At 68.3% G+C, this 13,060-nt stretch carries 13 protein-coding genes; 4 read left to right on the top strand and 9 right to left on the bottom strand.

Going from position 1 to position 13,060, the window contains the following annotated elements; all coding sequences use genetic code 11:
* Nucleotides 1–92 precede the first annotated feature (92 nt).
* Complete coding sequence (locus tag ACGFJ2_RS58660; RefSeq protein WP_393484037.1) at nucleotides 93–827, top strand: class I SAM-dependent methyltransferase; 735 nt, start codon at nucleotides 93–95, stop codon at nucleotides 825–827.
* 88 nt (nucleotides 828–915) lie between these two features.
* Here ACGFJ2_RS58660 and ACGFJ2_RS58655 read toward each other — a convergent pair whose 3' ends face one another.
* The 5 genes from ACGFJ2_RS58655 to ACGFJ2_RS58635 form a co-directional block, all read right to left on the bottom strand.
* Nucleotides 916–1,800 (bottom strand): carbohydrate ABC transporter permease, encoded by an 885-nt coding sequence (locus ACGFJ2_RS58655; protein WP_357962215.1) that lies wholly within the window; start codon nucleotides 1,798–1,800, stop codon nucleotides 916–918.
* A complete protein-coding gene (locus ACGFJ2_RS58650; RefSeq protein WP_357962218.1) occupies nucleotides 1,800–2,684 on the bottom strand; it encodes a sugar ABC transporter permease in 885 nt (294 codons plus the stop codon). Before ACGFJ2_RS58650 ends, ACGFJ2_RS58655 begins: the two co-directional genes overlap by 1 nt.
* Nucleotides 2,685–2,754: 70 nt before the next feature.
* Complete coding sequence (locus ACGFJ2_RS58645; RefSeq protein ID WP_357962245.1) at nucleotides 2,755–4,023, bottom strand: extracellular solute-binding protein; 1,269 nt, start codon at nucleotides 4,021–4,023, stop codon at nucleotides 2,755–2,757.
* Nucleotides 4,024–4,209: 186 nt separating this feature from the next.
* A complete protein-coding gene (locus tag ACGFJ2_RS58640; RefSeq protein WP_358206590.1) occupies nucleotides 4,210–6,072 on the bottom strand; it encodes an acyl-CoA dehydrogenase family protein in 1,863 nt (620 codons plus the stop codon).
* A gap of 100 nt (nucleotides 6,073–6,172) precedes the next feature.
* Complete coding sequence (locus tag ACGFJ2_RS58635; RefSeq protein WP_393484032.1) at nucleotides 6,173–7,324, bottom strand: APC family permease; 1,152 nt, start codon at nucleotides 7,322–7,324, stop codon at nucleotides 6,173–6,175.
* Nucleotides 7,325–7,428: 104 nt separating this feature from the next.
* Between ACGFJ2_RS58635 and ACGFJ2_RS58630 the strand changes: the two genes are divergently transcribed.
* Nucleotides 7,429–7,902 carry an Lrp/AsnC family transcriptional regulator gene (locus ACGFJ2_RS58630; RefSeq protein WP_357962227.1) on the top strand — a complete coding sequence of 158 codons (474 nt, stop codon included), beginning with the start codon at nucleotides 7,429–7,431 and terminating at the stop codon, nucleotides 7,900–7,902.
* On the opposite strand, the gene ACGFJ2_RS58625 is transcribed toward ACGFJ2_RS58630, so the two are convergent.
* From ACGFJ2_RS58625 to ACGFJ2_RS58610, 4 genes are all read right to left on the bottom strand, one after another.
* A complete protein-coding gene (locus tag ACGFJ2_RS58625; RefSeq protein WP_357962230.1) occupies nucleotides 7,891–8,541 on the bottom strand; it encodes a response regulator transcription factor in 651 nt (216 codons plus the stop codon). The two genes, ACGFJ2_RS58630 and ACGFJ2_RS58625, sit on opposite strands and share 12 nt — an antisense overlap.
* Nucleotides 8,538–9,530 (bottom strand): sensor histidine kinase, encoded by a 993-nt coding sequence (locus ACGFJ2_RS58620; RefSeq protein ID WP_393484028.1) that lies wholly within the window; start codon nucleotides 9,528–9,530, stop codon nucleotides 8,538–8,540. The genes ACGFJ2_RS58625 and ACGFJ2_RS58620 overlap by 4 nt, the downstream gene beginning before the upstream one ends.
* Entirely contained in the window at nucleotides 9,527–11,002 is a 1,476-nt protein-coding gene (locus tag ACGFJ2_RS58615; protein WP_393484025.1) for a serine hydrolase domain-containing protein, read from the bottom strand. The genes ACGFJ2_RS58620 and ACGFJ2_RS58615 overlap by 4 nt, the downstream gene beginning before the upstream one ends.
* Nucleotides 11,003–11,078: 76 nt before the next feature.
* On the bottom strand, nucleotides 11,079–11,621 hold the full coding sequence (locus tag ACGFJ2_RS58610) for an RNA 2'-phosphotransferase (RefSeq protein WP_393484066.1): 543 nt from the start codon (nucleotides 11,619–11,621) through the stop codon (nucleotides 11,079–11,081).
* A 109-nt stretch (nucleotides 11,622–11,730) separates the two neighbouring features.
* On the opposite strand from ACGFJ2_RS58610, the gene ACGFJ2_RS58605 reads away from it, so the two are divergent.
* Together ACGFJ2_RS58605 and ACGFJ2_RS58600 are read left to right on the top strand one after the other, a co-directional pair.
* On the top strand, nucleotides 11,731–12,165 hold the full coding sequence (locus tag ACGFJ2_RS58605; RefSeq protein WP_393484022.1) for a hypothetical protein: 435 nt from the start codon (nucleotides 11,731–11,733) through the stop codon (nucleotides 12,163–12,165).
* Complete coding sequence (locus ACGFJ2_RS58600) at nucleotides 12,162–12,773, top strand: TetR/AcrR family transcriptional regulator (RefSeq protein WP_393484019.1); 612 nt, start codon at nucleotides 12,162–12,164, stop codon at nucleotides 12,771–12,773. Before ACGFJ2_RS58605 ends, ACGFJ2_RS58600 begins: the two co-directional genes overlap by 4 nt.
* The last annotated feature ends 287 nt before the right edge of the window (nucleotides 12,774–13,060 follow it).

Below are 13,060 nucleotides of genomic sequence, written 5' to 3'. Positions count from 1 at the left end.
CAGGGAAGGGCGTTTGACCCATCAGGTGACCATCGGCGCTGCTGGGGCATTAGACTCGCACAAATCCATGAGCCCTTCGAAGGAACGGCACTATGTCTTCTGGGTATGACCGTGTAGTACAACCGGCGGCCGGTGACGAGGCCCTGGAGAACCACCTAGGTGGGGACGAGGCCAAGAACTATCGGCAGTACGAGTTCGACATGGTCGCCCCGCATGTCGGCCGTTCGATGCTGGAGATCGGGTCCGGGCTGGGCCATTTCGCCGAGCAGTTCCTGCCGCGTCTCGACCGTCTCGTGGTGAGCGACTTCGACCCCTACTGCGTCGAGCAGCTGGGTAAGCGCTTCGAGGGCCGCGACGACATCAACGTGCTGCAGTTCGGGCTGCCGACCGATATCCCGCTTGAGGACAAGGTCGACACGGTCGTGCTGATGAACGTCCTGGAGCACATCGAAGAGGACGCCGAGGCGCTGCGTTCGCTGGCCCGGGTCACGCAGCCCGGCGGCCGGATCATCATCTGGGTGCCCGGCTACATGCAGCTTTATGGAGACTTCGACCGCAAGGTCGGGCACGTCCAGCGCTACACCCCCAAGACCCTGGGCGCGACGGTCGCCAAGGCAGGGCTGGAGCCCGAGGTTCTGAAGCCGATCAACTTCCTGGGCGGCATCGCCTGGTGGGCCGCCGTCCGCCGGGGTGGCGTGGGCTATCCGGATCCGCGACTCGTGAAGATCTACGACCGGACGGTGGTTCCGGCCACGCGCCTCATCGAGCGCTTCATCCGGCCGCCCTTCGGTCAGACGGTCTTCTGCGTCGCCCGCGTACCCCAGTAACCACCTCAGCCGCCACCGGCGTGCGGGGCGGCTGAGGGGCCCGGGCCGGTGGAGGAGGGGCCCGGGCGGGGATGGCTGTTGCGGCCGGCTATTTGATGGAGCCCGCCGTCAGACCTCCCACCACCTTTCGCTCGATCAGAGCGAAGAGGATGATCACTGGGATAGTGGCGATCACTGAGCCGGCGAAGAGGTTCTGCCAGTCCACCTGGTATTGGCCGATGAACGAGTTGAGTGCCACCGTCAGCGGCTGGTTCGCCGGTGTCGTGGTCAGCGTCAACGCCACCACGAACTCGTTCCACGCGGCGATGAAGGTGAAGATCAGCGCGGTGATCACCCCGGGCATGGCCAGCGGCAGCGTGATCCGGAACAACGCCCCGAACCGTCCGTTGCCGTCGATGAACGCCGCCTCCTCCAGTTCGCGCGGGATCGAGGAGAAGTACGCGTTCAGGATCCACACCGCGAACGCCAGGTTGAACCCGCCGTTGACCAGGATCAGCGACCAGATCGAGTCCACCAGCCCGAACTGGAAGAACTCGCGGTAGATGCCGACCAGCATGGCCGTCGGCTGGAACATCTGGGTGATCAGCACCAGGATCAGGAACGCCGTGCGTCCCCTGAAGTTGTGCCTGGCCGAGTAGTACGCGGCCGGCAGCGCCACCAGCAGCACCAGGATGGTGGAACCCGCCGCCACCTTGAGCGTGACCATGAGGTTGCCGGCCAGGCCGCTGGTCCAGAAGTTGGTCAGGTTCGACCACTCCCACTGCGACGGGAAGAACGTCACGTCGCGCAGCGTCTCCTGGGGACGCAGCGAGGTCAGCAGCATCACCAGGTACGGGAACAGGAAGATGAACGCGATCACGTACGCGCTGCCCGCGACGATCACCGTCTTGAGCCTGGGCAGGCCGCGCGCGGCGGGGCGGGGCGGCTTGGCGTGGTGGTGGGTGGACAGCGCCGGCGCCGTCTTGACGGCCATCACGCCACCTCCTTGTTCCAGCGGGACACCCTGAGGAAGATCGCGGTCAGGATGATCACCATGCCGAAGTTGACGACCGACATGGCGGCGGACTCGCCGATGTTGGAGCCCTTGAGGATGAACATCAGGATCGTCGAGGTCGCCGTCGAGTATCCGGGCTGGCCGTGCGTCATCGCCCAGATGATCGGGAAGCTGTTGAAGACGTTCATGACGTTGATCAGCGCGGCGACGGTGAGGGCGGGGCGCAGCAGCGGCAGCGTGATCGACCAGTACGTCCGCAGCCGGGTGGCGCCGTCCATCTTGGCCGCCTCGTAGACGTCGTTGGGGATCGTCGCCAGACCGGCCAGCAGCGCGTACGTGGTGAACGGCACCGACACGAACACCGCCACGAACACCAGCCACGGCATCGCCGTCGAGGCGTCGCCGAGCTGGTCGGCCGAGGCGCCGCCCATCGCGTCGATCAGGCCGAGCTTGAGCCTGATCTGGTTGATGACGCCGACCTCCGGGTCGAGCATCCACTTGAAGATGATCGCCGTCATCAGCACCGAGGCCGCCCACGGCGCGATCAGCGCCCAGCGGGCGATCTTGCGGCCGGGGAAGCGCTGGTTGAACAGCTGAGCCAGGGCCAGGGAGATCAGCACGGTGAGGGCGACGACCGCGACCACCCAGATCACGCTGCGGACCATGATGTCCGCGAAGTCCTTCTCACCGAACAGCTTCTCGTAGTTCGCCACGCCGTTGCCGCCCTGGACCACGCCGAACCGGCTGATCTTCAGGAACGACGAGCGGATCATCTCGTAGACCGGCCAGAGCACGACCACCGCGATCAGCACAACAGCGGGCCCGACCCAGGCCAGGGGCTCCAGGATGCGGAACCTTTTCATGCGGAACCTTCCGTAACGGTACAGCCGGCGCTCTGGACGCGAAGCGCCGGCCGTACGGGCCCCCGACTGATCAGCCGGCGTCGGCGGTCTTCTGGAGCTCGCCGAGCACCTTGGCCGGGTCGTCCTTGACGGCCCCGCCGATGGTCTGCTTGATCTGCGGGTTCACCTCGGCCCACTTCGGGTCCTGGAAGGGGTAGAAGCTGGCGTTGGGCAGCGCGTCGAGGAACGGCTTGAGCTTCTCGTCGCCCGACAGCTTCTGGATGCCGCCGTTGGTCACGGGCAGCAGCTTGTAGGTGTCGCTGATCTTCTGCGCGGCGCTGCCGGTGTAGAAGAAGTCGAAGAACTTCTTGATCTCGGCGGCGTGGCCGTTCTTGTTGAACGCCATGATCCAGTCCATGACACCGAGCGTGGTGTCGAGCGGGCCGGACTTGCCGGGGATCGGCGCGACGCCGTAGTTCTTCAGCCCGGCCGCGTCGAAGATCGGGATGGACATCGGGCCGCCGTTGACCATGCCGACCTTGCCGGCGCCGAAGTCCTCCCAGACCGTCTTGCGGTCCTTGGTGCCCGGGTTCGGGGTGGTCAGACCGGCGTTGACCAGGCCCTTCACGTAGTTGAACGTCTCGATGTTCTGCGGGGAGTTGATCGCCCACTTGCCGGAGGCGTCCTTGTAGCCGCCGCCGTTGCCGAGCATCCACAGGAAGGACTCGGCCTGCGCCTCCTCCTGTCCGAGCGGCAGGCCGAAGGGCTGGCTGACGCCGGCCTTCTTCAGCTTCTCGGCGTCGGTCTTGAGCTCGTCCCAGGTCTTGGGCGGCTCGGCGATGCCGGCCTTCTGGAACAGGTCCTTGTTGTAGAACAGGGCGCGGGCGGAGGAGACGAACGGGATGCCGTACGCGGCGCCGTCGACCTTGCCGAAGTCGGCGAACTTCTGCAGCATGTCGCTGGAGACGTTCGGCGACAGGACCTCGTCGACCTTGTAGAGGAGCTGGTCCTTGACGAAGCCGGAGTAGTCGCCGGTCTGCAGGATGTCGGGCACCTGGCCGTTCTGGACCATGGTGGCGACCTGCTTGTCGATGTCGTTCCAGTTGATGACCTGGACCTCGACCTTGATGTTCGGGTTGGCCGCCTGGAACTCGTCCACGACGCCCTTCCAGAACGTCTCACCGGAGTTCGGCTTGCCGGGGCCGTCACCGTAGTCGGCGGCGACCATCTTGAGCGTCACCGGGCCGCCGGCCGAGGACTTCTGGTCGCCCGCACCGGCCGTGCCGGTGCCTCCTGAGCCACAGCTGGACAGGACCAGCACGGTTGCCAGGCCGAGAGCCGCACCGCCCACAAGTTTCATGTTCACCGAAGTACCGCCTTCTCATCGGACGGGTCTCGCTGGTCCGTACCAGCGGCCGGTGCGTGAGTCACAGCTCAACGCGTTTGCGTCAGAGTAAGCCTCTATTCTCGGTCTGGTCTATACCGGTTGGTCTCGGTTTGAAAACACTAGGTCGCCAGAAACCTCACAACCGGTCTAGACCGCGCGTCAGAGGATCTTTCTCCGCACGCTCTCCCCGCCCTGCGGCGATCCGATCCACGGCCCTTCGATGGACGGGTCGAGGATGCCCTCCTCGACGAAGGTGTAACGGCCGTCGAGCACGTAGCGGGCCAGCCGGGTGTCCTGGGTGTCGCTGTTGTCCCAGAGCTTGGCGAACAGCGCCTCCGCCCGCCGCCGCGCCTGATGGCAGAACGTGTCCGCCAGCTCGTACGGCCGACGGCCCAGGTCACGGGCGTCCTCCTCGGCCTTGACGCAGACCGCGGTGATGGCGAACAGCTCGGCCCCGATGTCGATGATCCGGCCGAGGAAGGACTGCTTGTGTTCGAGCCGCCCCTGCCAGCGGGACATCCCGTAGAAGGTGGACCGGGCCAGCTTCCTGCTGGTTCGCTCGACGAAACGCAGGTGGGCCGCCAACGGCCCGAAGTCGGCGTAGGCGGCGGGCAGGTTGCCGCTGCCCGCGACCAGCGTCGGCAGCCAGCGGGCGTAGAAGCGGCCGGCCTGCCGCAGCGCCTGCGCACGTTCCTTCCTGGAGGCGTCGGGGTTGATGAGCTCCCCGGCCGCCGACAGGTGGGCGTCGACCGCCTCGCGGGTGATCAGCAGCCGCATGATCTCGGAGGAGCCCTCGAAGATCCGGTTGATCCGCGAGTCGCGCAGCATCTGCTCGACCGGGACCCCGCGCTCGCCGCGCGCGGCCAGCGACTCGGCGGTCTCGTAGCCGCGACCGCCCCTGATCTGGAGCAGCTCGTCGAGCACCTGGTAGGACAGCTCGGAGGCGTAGAGCTTGGCCAGCGCGGCCTCGATCCTGATGTCGTTGCGCTGGTCGTCGGCCATGCGGCTGGTCAGCTCGCAGACGGCCTCCAGGGCGTACGCGGTGGCCGCGATGAAGGCGATCTTCGTGGCGACGGCCTCGTGCTCACCGACCTTGCGCCCCCACTGCACGCGGGCGTTGCCCCACTCACGGGCGATCTTCACCGCCCACTTGGCGTTGCCCGCGCAGGTAGCGGGCAGCGACAGGCGCCCGGTGTTGAGCGTGGTGAGGGCGATCTTCAGCCCTTCGCCCTCACGCCCGATGAGATTCTTGGCGGGCACCCTGACCTGCGCGAACTCGGTTACGCCGTTCTCGATGCCCCGAAGCCCCATGAAGGCGTTGCGCCGCTTCACCGTGATGCCGGGCGAGTCGGCCTCGACCACGAACGCGCTGATCTTCTTGCCGGTACGGGCCATGACCACGAGCAGGTCGGCGACCACGCCGTTCGTCGTCCACAGCTTGACGCCGTCGAGCACGTAGTCGTCGCCGTCCCTGACGGCGGTCGTGGACAGCCGCGCCGGGTCGGAGCCCACGTCCGGCTCCGTCAGCAGGAACGCCGACACCTCGCCGCGCGCGCACCTCGGCAGGTACTCCCGCTTCTGCTCCTCGGTGCCGAACAGCTTGAGCGGCTGCGGCACCCCGATCGACTGATGCGCCGACAGCAGCGTCGCCAGCGCCGGGCAGTACGACCCGACGAGCATGAGCGCGCGGCAGTAGTACAAGTAAGGCAGGCCGAGCCCGCCGTACTTCTCGCTGATCGTGATCCCGAACGCCCCGAGCTCGCCGAGCCCCTTGACCACCTCGTCGGGCACCTGCGCGGTCCGCTCGATCTCGGCGGGATCGACGTGCGCGTCGAGGTAGCGCCGGACGGCCCTGACGAAATCCTCCCCGCGCTTGGCCGCCTCCTCGGCCAGCGTGGGGGCCGGGTGGACCAGGTCGAGGCGGAGATCTCCCAGGAACAACTGCTTCGCGAAGCTCGGACGGGTCCACTCCTTCTCGCGGGCCTGTTCGCCGAGCTCTCTCGCCTTTGCGTAGTCGGTCATCGCGTCCCTCTTCCGGTCGGTGAGGGGTCTCTTTCCCTTTCTTGTACGACAAGCGCGGGTTGCCCGCCACCCGCCGCACCCGGTTTCGGGCTTCCAGTCGTTACGGCTTTGCCGCCGGCAGGGCTATCAGCGACAGCGCCGCCGGTACTGCTAGATATGTGCCGCAGCAGGCCAGGGCTATGCATGACAGGGCGGTTGCCGCGATGGCCGTGTTGCGCGGCCTGCCCGGCGGCAGGATGCGGACGGCCGCCGCCACACCTGCCGTGGTCACCGCGGCCAGGCAGGCCGAGGTGGCTCTCATGAGGGTGTCCAGGTCCGCCGGCAGCAACATGATCAGGGCGGTCAGGGCCGCCAGAAGGGCCAGGCTGCGATGGGGGGTTCGGCCCTTCGCGAACCAGGGCGGCAGGGATCCGCTCCCGGCCATGGACGCGCCCAGGCGGGCGGCGCCGGCTATGTAGGTGTTGATGGCGCCGAAGGTGAGGGCTATGGCCGCCGCGGTGATGATCGGGCCGGCCGCGGCGCCGATGCCGGTCTCCAGCAGGGCGGACAGCGGTGCCGATCGGCCCAGGACGGCGATCGAGGTGATGGAGACGCTCAGGTAGAGAACGGAGATCACGATCAGGGTCACCGTGGTGGCCCTCCTGATGTCGGTGATCTCCGCCGACAGATGGGTAGCGGCCTCCCAGCCGACGAAGGCGAAGAAGAGCACTCCGGCCGCGGAGATCACGCCCGCTATGCCGTACGGGGCGAACGGGGTGAAGTTGGCGGCACTGGCGTGCGGCGCGGCGGTGCCGACGGCCGTCGCGAGGAGCGCGATCAGCAGGAGCACCATGGCCACCTGCAGCCGTCCCGAGGTGCGCAGGCCTGCGGCGTTGGCGAGGAAGGCGGCGGCGAGCAGGGTGGCGGCGGCGACGGTCTTGTCCACGCCCAGGGTGTTGGCCACATAGACCGCGCCCACCTGCGCGCCGGCCACGATGCCGATGGGGACGGCGCCGTAGAACCACCAGCCGACCACCGCGGCGACCCGCCCGCCGAACGCGATACCGGTGAAGGCGGCCACGCCGCCGCCGTTCGGGTAGTGGGTGCCGAGCGTGGCGAAGGTGATCGCCACCGGTGCGCTCAGCGCCAGCAGGCCCACCCAGGCCAGGATCGACGCCGGGCCCGCAGCCTCGGCGGCCAGTTGGGGCAGCACCAGCATGCCCGGTCCGAGTACGCCGCCCAGCAGCATCGCCGTGCCCTGACCTGCGCTCAAGTGGCCTTTCGTTTGTTGCGACATATCCGCTGAAAGTAACCGGATGCGTGTTCTTAGGAGCCTTCTGGCGAACATTTGGCCGGTTCTGGCGACATAATGCCGCCGTGGATGAACTTGATTCGGGAATCATTCGGCTTCTTCAAACGGATGCGCGGCAATCGAACCGGGAACTGGCCAGACAGCTGGGCGTCGCCCCCTCCACCTGTCTGGAACGCGTCCGCGCCCTCACCCGGCGCGGCGTCATCCGCGGCTACCACGCCGACATCGCCCCGGCGGCACTGAACCGCAGCGTCCAGGCGCTCGTCTCGGTCCAGGTCCGCCCGCTGAGCAGGACCGTCATCGAGACGTTCAAGCAGTCGGCGGCCGAGCAGCCGGAGGTGCTGAGCGTGTTCGTCCTGGCGGGCGGGGACGACTTCCTGCTGCACGTGGCGGTCCAGGACCTGGACCACCTGCACGCCTTCCTGCTCGACCGGCTCAGCAAGCGGCGAGAGATCGCCGGGTTCCGTACGTCGGTCATCTTCCAGCAGGTGCACAACACCGCGCCGAGCCTGCTGCCGTACGACGAGTCAGCTCATTAGCCCCGCCTCATAGGCCATGATCGCGGCCTGGACCCGGTTGTTCACCTCCAGGCGCAGGAGGATGGCGCTGACGTGGGCCTTGACCGTGCCTTCCGACACGAACAGCTCGCGGCCGATGTCCTGGTTGGACAGGCCGCGGCCGACGAGGGCCAGCACCTCGCGTTCGCGGGGCGTGAGGGATTCGGTCCGCTTGCGGGCGGTGGTGTTCCGGGTGAGCCTGCCGTCGTTCAGCTCGGCGATCACCTGGTGGGCGATGCGCGGTGACAGGTACGCCGCGCCGCCCGCGACCGCCCGGACGCCGATGATCAGCTCGCGCGGGTCGGCGGCCTTGAGCAGGAAGCCGCCCGCGCCTTCCGCGAGCGCCCTGGCCACGTACTCGCGCTCGTCGAACGTGGTCAGCATGACCACCGCCACCTCAGGAAGCGCGGCGCGCAGCTCGGCGGCGGCGGACAGGCCGTCGAGGCGGGGCATGCGGATGTCGAGCATCGCCACGTCCGGGCGGTGCGCCAGGGCCAGCTCGACGGCCTCCCTGCCGTCGGCGGCCTCGGCGACGATCTCGATGCCCGCGTCGGTGGCCAGGATCGACTTCACCCCGGCCCGGACCATGGGCTCGTCGTCGGCCAGCAGCACCCGGATCATCCGCTCTCCCCTGTGTCTTTCGGCCATGGCAACCGGGCCGTGACGGTGAATCCCGTCTTATGAGGGCCGGCCTCCAGCGTGCCGCCCAGCAGCCGTACGCGTTCGCGCAGACTCGCCAGCCCGGTCCCGCCGCTACCTGTCGTGGATGGCGCTTGTTTTGCAGGCGGGGGTGCGTTGGCGACCGTGACGGTGACCGTGTCGGCGCGGCGTTCGATGGTGACACGGACATCGGCGCCCGGCGCGTACCGGGCGGCGTTGGTCAGGGACTCCTGCGTCACCCGGTGCGCGGCCCGGTCCAGCAGCGGCGGCAGGACCGCCGAGCGCTCGTCGCGGCGCAAGGTCACCGCCATGCCGGCCCGCCCGGCCCGTTCGACCAGTGTCTCTATCGACTCGTCCGGTGGGTCCGTGGGGGCGCCGCCCGAGTCCCGCAGCACCCCGATGGTACGGCGCAGCCGGTCGGTCGCCGTGACCGCCGAGGCGCGCAGCTGGGCGGCCGCCTCCCGGTTCGTCTCGTTCATGTCGGCCGCCAGCTCCAGAGCCCCGGCCCGCAGCGCGATCAGCGCCAGCTCGTGCCCGAGCGAATCGTGCATGTCGGCGGCGATGCGGGCGCGTTCATGCAGTTTGACGCGCTCGGCGGTGTACTGCTGCTCCCGCTCCAGCTGACCGACCCGCTGCCGGCCCGCCTCGACCAGCTCCGCCTGCTGCCGCCGGAAGCGCCCCGCCAGCCAGGGGAGCACCGCGAACAGCGCCATGGCCATCAGCGCGCCCACCCCGTCCCAGAGACTCACCCCCAGCTCCACGACACCGGGTATCGCCACCACCCCGAGGACCAGCCAGTCCCGGCGTACCGGAAGATGTCTGCCGTGCAGGTAGGCGACCACGGCGATGACCGCGAACAGCAGCTGCCGCCAGGTCGGGATGTGGTCGAGGTACAGCCCGTTGACCAGGCTGATCCCCGCGACCACCGCCAGAATCGCGCCGTTTCTCACCTACCAGACCTTATCGACTCAGACGGGATGACCTGCGGAATCGTGTCAGCCTTGCGCTCCCGCAGCCGGACGATCCGCATCGCCGCCGTGGCCACTCCCGCCAGCGCCGCGACCGCCAGGGTGATCGTCAACGGTGCGGCGAAGTAGGTGAGCTGGGCCCAGGTGATCGTCCGCCCGTTCGAGATGAACGAGATCAGGTCCGGGTACGCCGCCAGCACCACGGCCGGCAGCAGCACCGGCACCATCCGCAGCGCGACCCGCCACCCGGGACGTCCCGCCCGCCCGGCCGCCCAGCGTCGTGACCGCCACACGCCCAGGATGCCCAGCCCGATGGCGGCCAGCCCGATGAGGCCCAGTACCAGCTCGAACGTCTGCCGCCCACCGCCCGGCAGCTCCGGCGTCCGCCCCTGGGTCATCGCGAACAGACCCGTGGCGACGGCGTACGTGTCGTCGGTGAGAGACGCGCTGTTGGTCATGACCGCGAAGCCGTAGCCGGTCTCAGGTGAGATCGCCTCGACGGCGGTGTAGGTGAACAGGTTGCCGGAGTGCACGAGCAGCTTGGTGTCGCTGTCGCGGCTCCAGCCCATGCCGTAGTCGCTGACCTTGGACGGGGTGTGCATGGTCCGCAGGCTTTGGGGGGTGACGAGCGGTTTGCCCTTGCCGTTCTGGCTGATCAGCCAGGCGCCCATGTCGGCGGCGGTGGTGATGACCCCGCCGGAGCCGCTGCCGTCGAGGAACCCGGGCAGTTCGGGGCGCGCCAGCCAGGCGCCGAACACCGAGTTGTAGCCGTCCGACGGCCGGACCGCCTCACTCCGCAGGGCGCTGTGGGTCATGCCGAGCGGGGCGAAGACGTGCTGCTTCAGGTAGTCGTCGAAGCTCTGCCCGCTCGCGACCTCGACCAGGCGGGCGGCCAGGTCGTAGTTGACGTTGCAGTACGCCCAGTGGGTGCCGGGGTCGGTGGCGAGCGCGCCGGTCTTGAGCCTTTCCACGTACTGGGCGAGGGAGGTGGTCTCCTCCAGGGCGTTGATGTCGAGGGTGGTGTCGGACAGGCCGGAGGTCTGGTCGAGCAGCTGACGTACGGTGATCGCCGTGGCGCGCGGGTCCGCCAGCTGGAAGCCGGGCAGCTGCTCAGCGACCGATCCGTCCAGCTTGATCTTGCCCGCGTCGACCAGCGTCATCACGGCCATGGCGGTGAACGACTTGCTGACGGAGGCGACGCGCATGGGGGTGTCGGCGGTGACGGGCCTGCCGTCGGAGCCCTGGCCGTAGCCGGCGGCGTGGATCACTCGGTCGTTGTGGGTGACCACGACGGACATGCCCGGTAGCCCGGTGGACTCCACGACCTTGGTGAGGAAGGCGTCGATGGCGGCCGGGGTGGGCGCCGCTCGTACAGTCGAGCCGGCGGCGGGCGCGGTCAGGGCGAGGGTCAGCGCCGTTGTCGCTGCCAGGACGCCGAAGAGCTTGCGTTTCATGGTGACGACGGTAGGAATTGGCGGCCCGGAAAAGATCCGCCGACCGTCCAGGACCACCCCTGACGAAAGTCTGATGTCAGTCGGGGAAGCCGAGATACGTCGGTGGTGCCTCATCCACCAGCCACACCCCGTTGGCGCTGACCCGGAACTCGTGTCCCGCTTCGTGCATCGCCCCGGCGTCCACCGTCAAGACCACCGGCTTGCCCCGCCGCGCCCCCACGCGCATCGCCGTCCCGCGGTCGGGCGACAGGTGGACGTGGTGGCGGTTCATCGGCCGCAGCCCCTCGGCCCGGATCGCGGGCAGGCTCTTCGCCACCGTGCCGTGGTACAGGTACGCGGGCGGCGTCGCCACCGGCAGGTCCAGGTCGACCTCGATGGAATGCCCCTGGTTCGCGCGGATCCTGCCGTTCTCAAGGGCGAACCGCTGCTTGTCGTTGCCCGCCACGACCCGGTGCAGATCGGCAGGGTCGATCCGGAATCCATGGGAGGCGGCGGCTCGGAGGAGGACGTCGACGTCCACCCAGCCGCGTTCGTCCAGCTCGATCCCGATCCGCTCGGGCTCGTGACGCAGGTGCTTGGACAGGTATTTGGAGATCCGCACCATACGCCGATCGTCAATCATCTCCCGAGCATGTCGCAGCGGCCCGATCTTCAGCAACCCTATTGCGGTTGATTTTGTGTACGACGTAAGCTTACAACGTACTCAAAATCAACCAGGAGGTAGCGCCATGACCACCACCATCGCGATCATCGTCCCGCTCGTCTGGCTCGGCTGGCTCATCGTGACCGAGTGGGTGCCGATGTTCCCGCTGAACGACCTCCGGCCCGGCAACGTCGGACAGCGCGTGCTCGCGGCGTGCATCAACTACCCGTTCCCGTTACTGATCGCGGCCGGGGTCGCGCTGCACCAGACCTGGTCGCTGCTCGCCGCGACCGCACTCTGCGTGCTCATAGTCGGCGGACACCTGCGGAACTGGTGGCTCCCCTACTTCGGCACCGCCACGGCCGCGCAGCGGGAGACGTATCAGCGCGAGTACGGCCGGACGCTCAAGATCCTGCCGACCGAGGGACATGACGTGGTGATCGACGTTCAGCACCTGGTCGTGGGCGCTCTGTCCCTGCTCATGCTGGCCACCACGCTGATCGCTACGCTGACCGGATGAACGAGCCCGCACCCCGGCGCGGCAGGGGACGCCCAGCCGTCCTGACCCGCGAACGGATCGTGGCCGCGGCCATCGAGGTACTCGACGCCGAGGGGCTCGACGCGCTCACCATGCGCCGCCTCGGCACCCAGCTCGGGGTCGCGGCCATGTCCCTGTATCGCCACCTGCCGAACCGGGACGCGGTGCTCGCCGCAATGGTCGACCACCTGTTCGCCGAGGCGGTGATCGACCTCGATGCCGGCCTGCCGTGGCCCGGGGCGCTGGCCCGGTTCGCGGATTCCTACCGCCGGATGCTGCTCGGCCATCCGCACGCCGTACCCCTGCTGGCCACCCACCCGGTGGACATCGACCTGGGCCTGGAACTGCTGGCCGGGCTGCTGGACCGCTTCGAGGCAGCGGGAATCCCACGCCAGGACGCACTCACCGCGATCCAGTCGGTAGCCGTCTATGTCCTGGGCCACGCTTTGGCCCAGGTCGGCACCCCACCGGGCACCAACACCCCCGAACCACCGGCGGAGACTGCGGTGGCGTTCTATGACCAGTGGTTCGAGGCGGGGCTGCGAGCCATGGTGTCGGGTTTTGAGGGAGAGCTCGGCCGAGGGCGTTGACCACGCGCTCGCGCCACCTGTACGCATGTCACGGCAGGGCCCGGACAGCGGGCCATGCCCGAAGGTATGCGAATAGCCGTCACTTTACGCGCTTGCAATGTAACAATGAGTGTCATGCCGTCCCCCCGACATGACACTCTCATCAAGCTGTTCGCCGATCGCCCTCAACTGGCGGTGGAGATCCTGCGTGATTTCCTGGGGGCGGACCTGCCCGCCACTCCGCTGATCCGGCGGGAGACGAGCACCTTCAACACCCGCCCTTCCGACGACATCGAGGCCGACCTGGT

It is taken from the genome of Nonomuraea sp. NPDC049028 (assembly GCF_043197735.1).
In the GTDB taxonomy this organism is placed as follows: Bacteria; Actinomycetota; Actinomycetes; order Streptosporangiales; family Streptosporangiaceae; genus Nonomuraea.
The sequence above is the reverse complement of the archived record's forward strand: the minus strand, read 5'-3'. Positions and strand labels throughout refer to the sequence as shown.

Bases quoted from the DNA above. Each gene is read 5' to 3' on its own strand.
- ACGFJ2_RS58660 (WP_393484037.1), top strand. From the start codon at position 93: ATGTCTTCTGGGTATGACCGTGTAGTACAACCGGCGGCCGGTGACGAG.
- ACGFJ2_RS58655 (WP_357962215.1), bottom strand. From the start codon at position 1,800: ATGGCCGTCAAGACGGCGCCGGCGCTGTCCACCCACCACCACGCCAAG.
- ACGFJ2_RS58650 (WP_357962218.1), bottom strand. From the start codon at position 2,684: ATGAAAAGGTTCCGCATCCTGGAGCCCCTGGCCTGGGTCGGGCCCGCT.
- ACGFJ2_RS58645 (WP_357962245.1), bottom strand. From the start codon at position 4,023: ATGAAACTTGTGGGCGGTGCGGCTCTCGGCCTGGCAACCGTGCTGGTC.
- ACGFJ2_RS58640 (WP_358206590.1), bottom strand. From the start codon at position 6,072: ATGACCGACTACGCAAAGGCGAGAGAGCTCGGCGAACAGGCCCGCGAG.
- ACGFJ2_RS58625 (WP_357962230.1), bottom strand. From the start codon at position 8,541: ATGATCCGGGTGCTGCTGGCCGACGACGAGCCCATGGTCCGGGCCGGG.
- ACGFJ2_RS58615 (WP_393484025.1), bottom strand. From the start codon at position 11,002: ATGAAACGCAAGCTCTTCGGCGTCCTGGCAGCGACAACGGCGCTGACC.
- ACGFJ2_RS58605 (WP_393484022.1), top strand. From the start codon at position 11,731: ATGACCACCACCATCGCGATCATCGTCCCGCTCGTCTGGCTCGGCTGG.
- ACGFJ2_RS58600 (WP_393484019.1), top strand. From the start codon at position 12,162: ATGAACGAGCCCGCACCCCGGCGCGGCAGGGGACGCCCAGCCGTCCTG.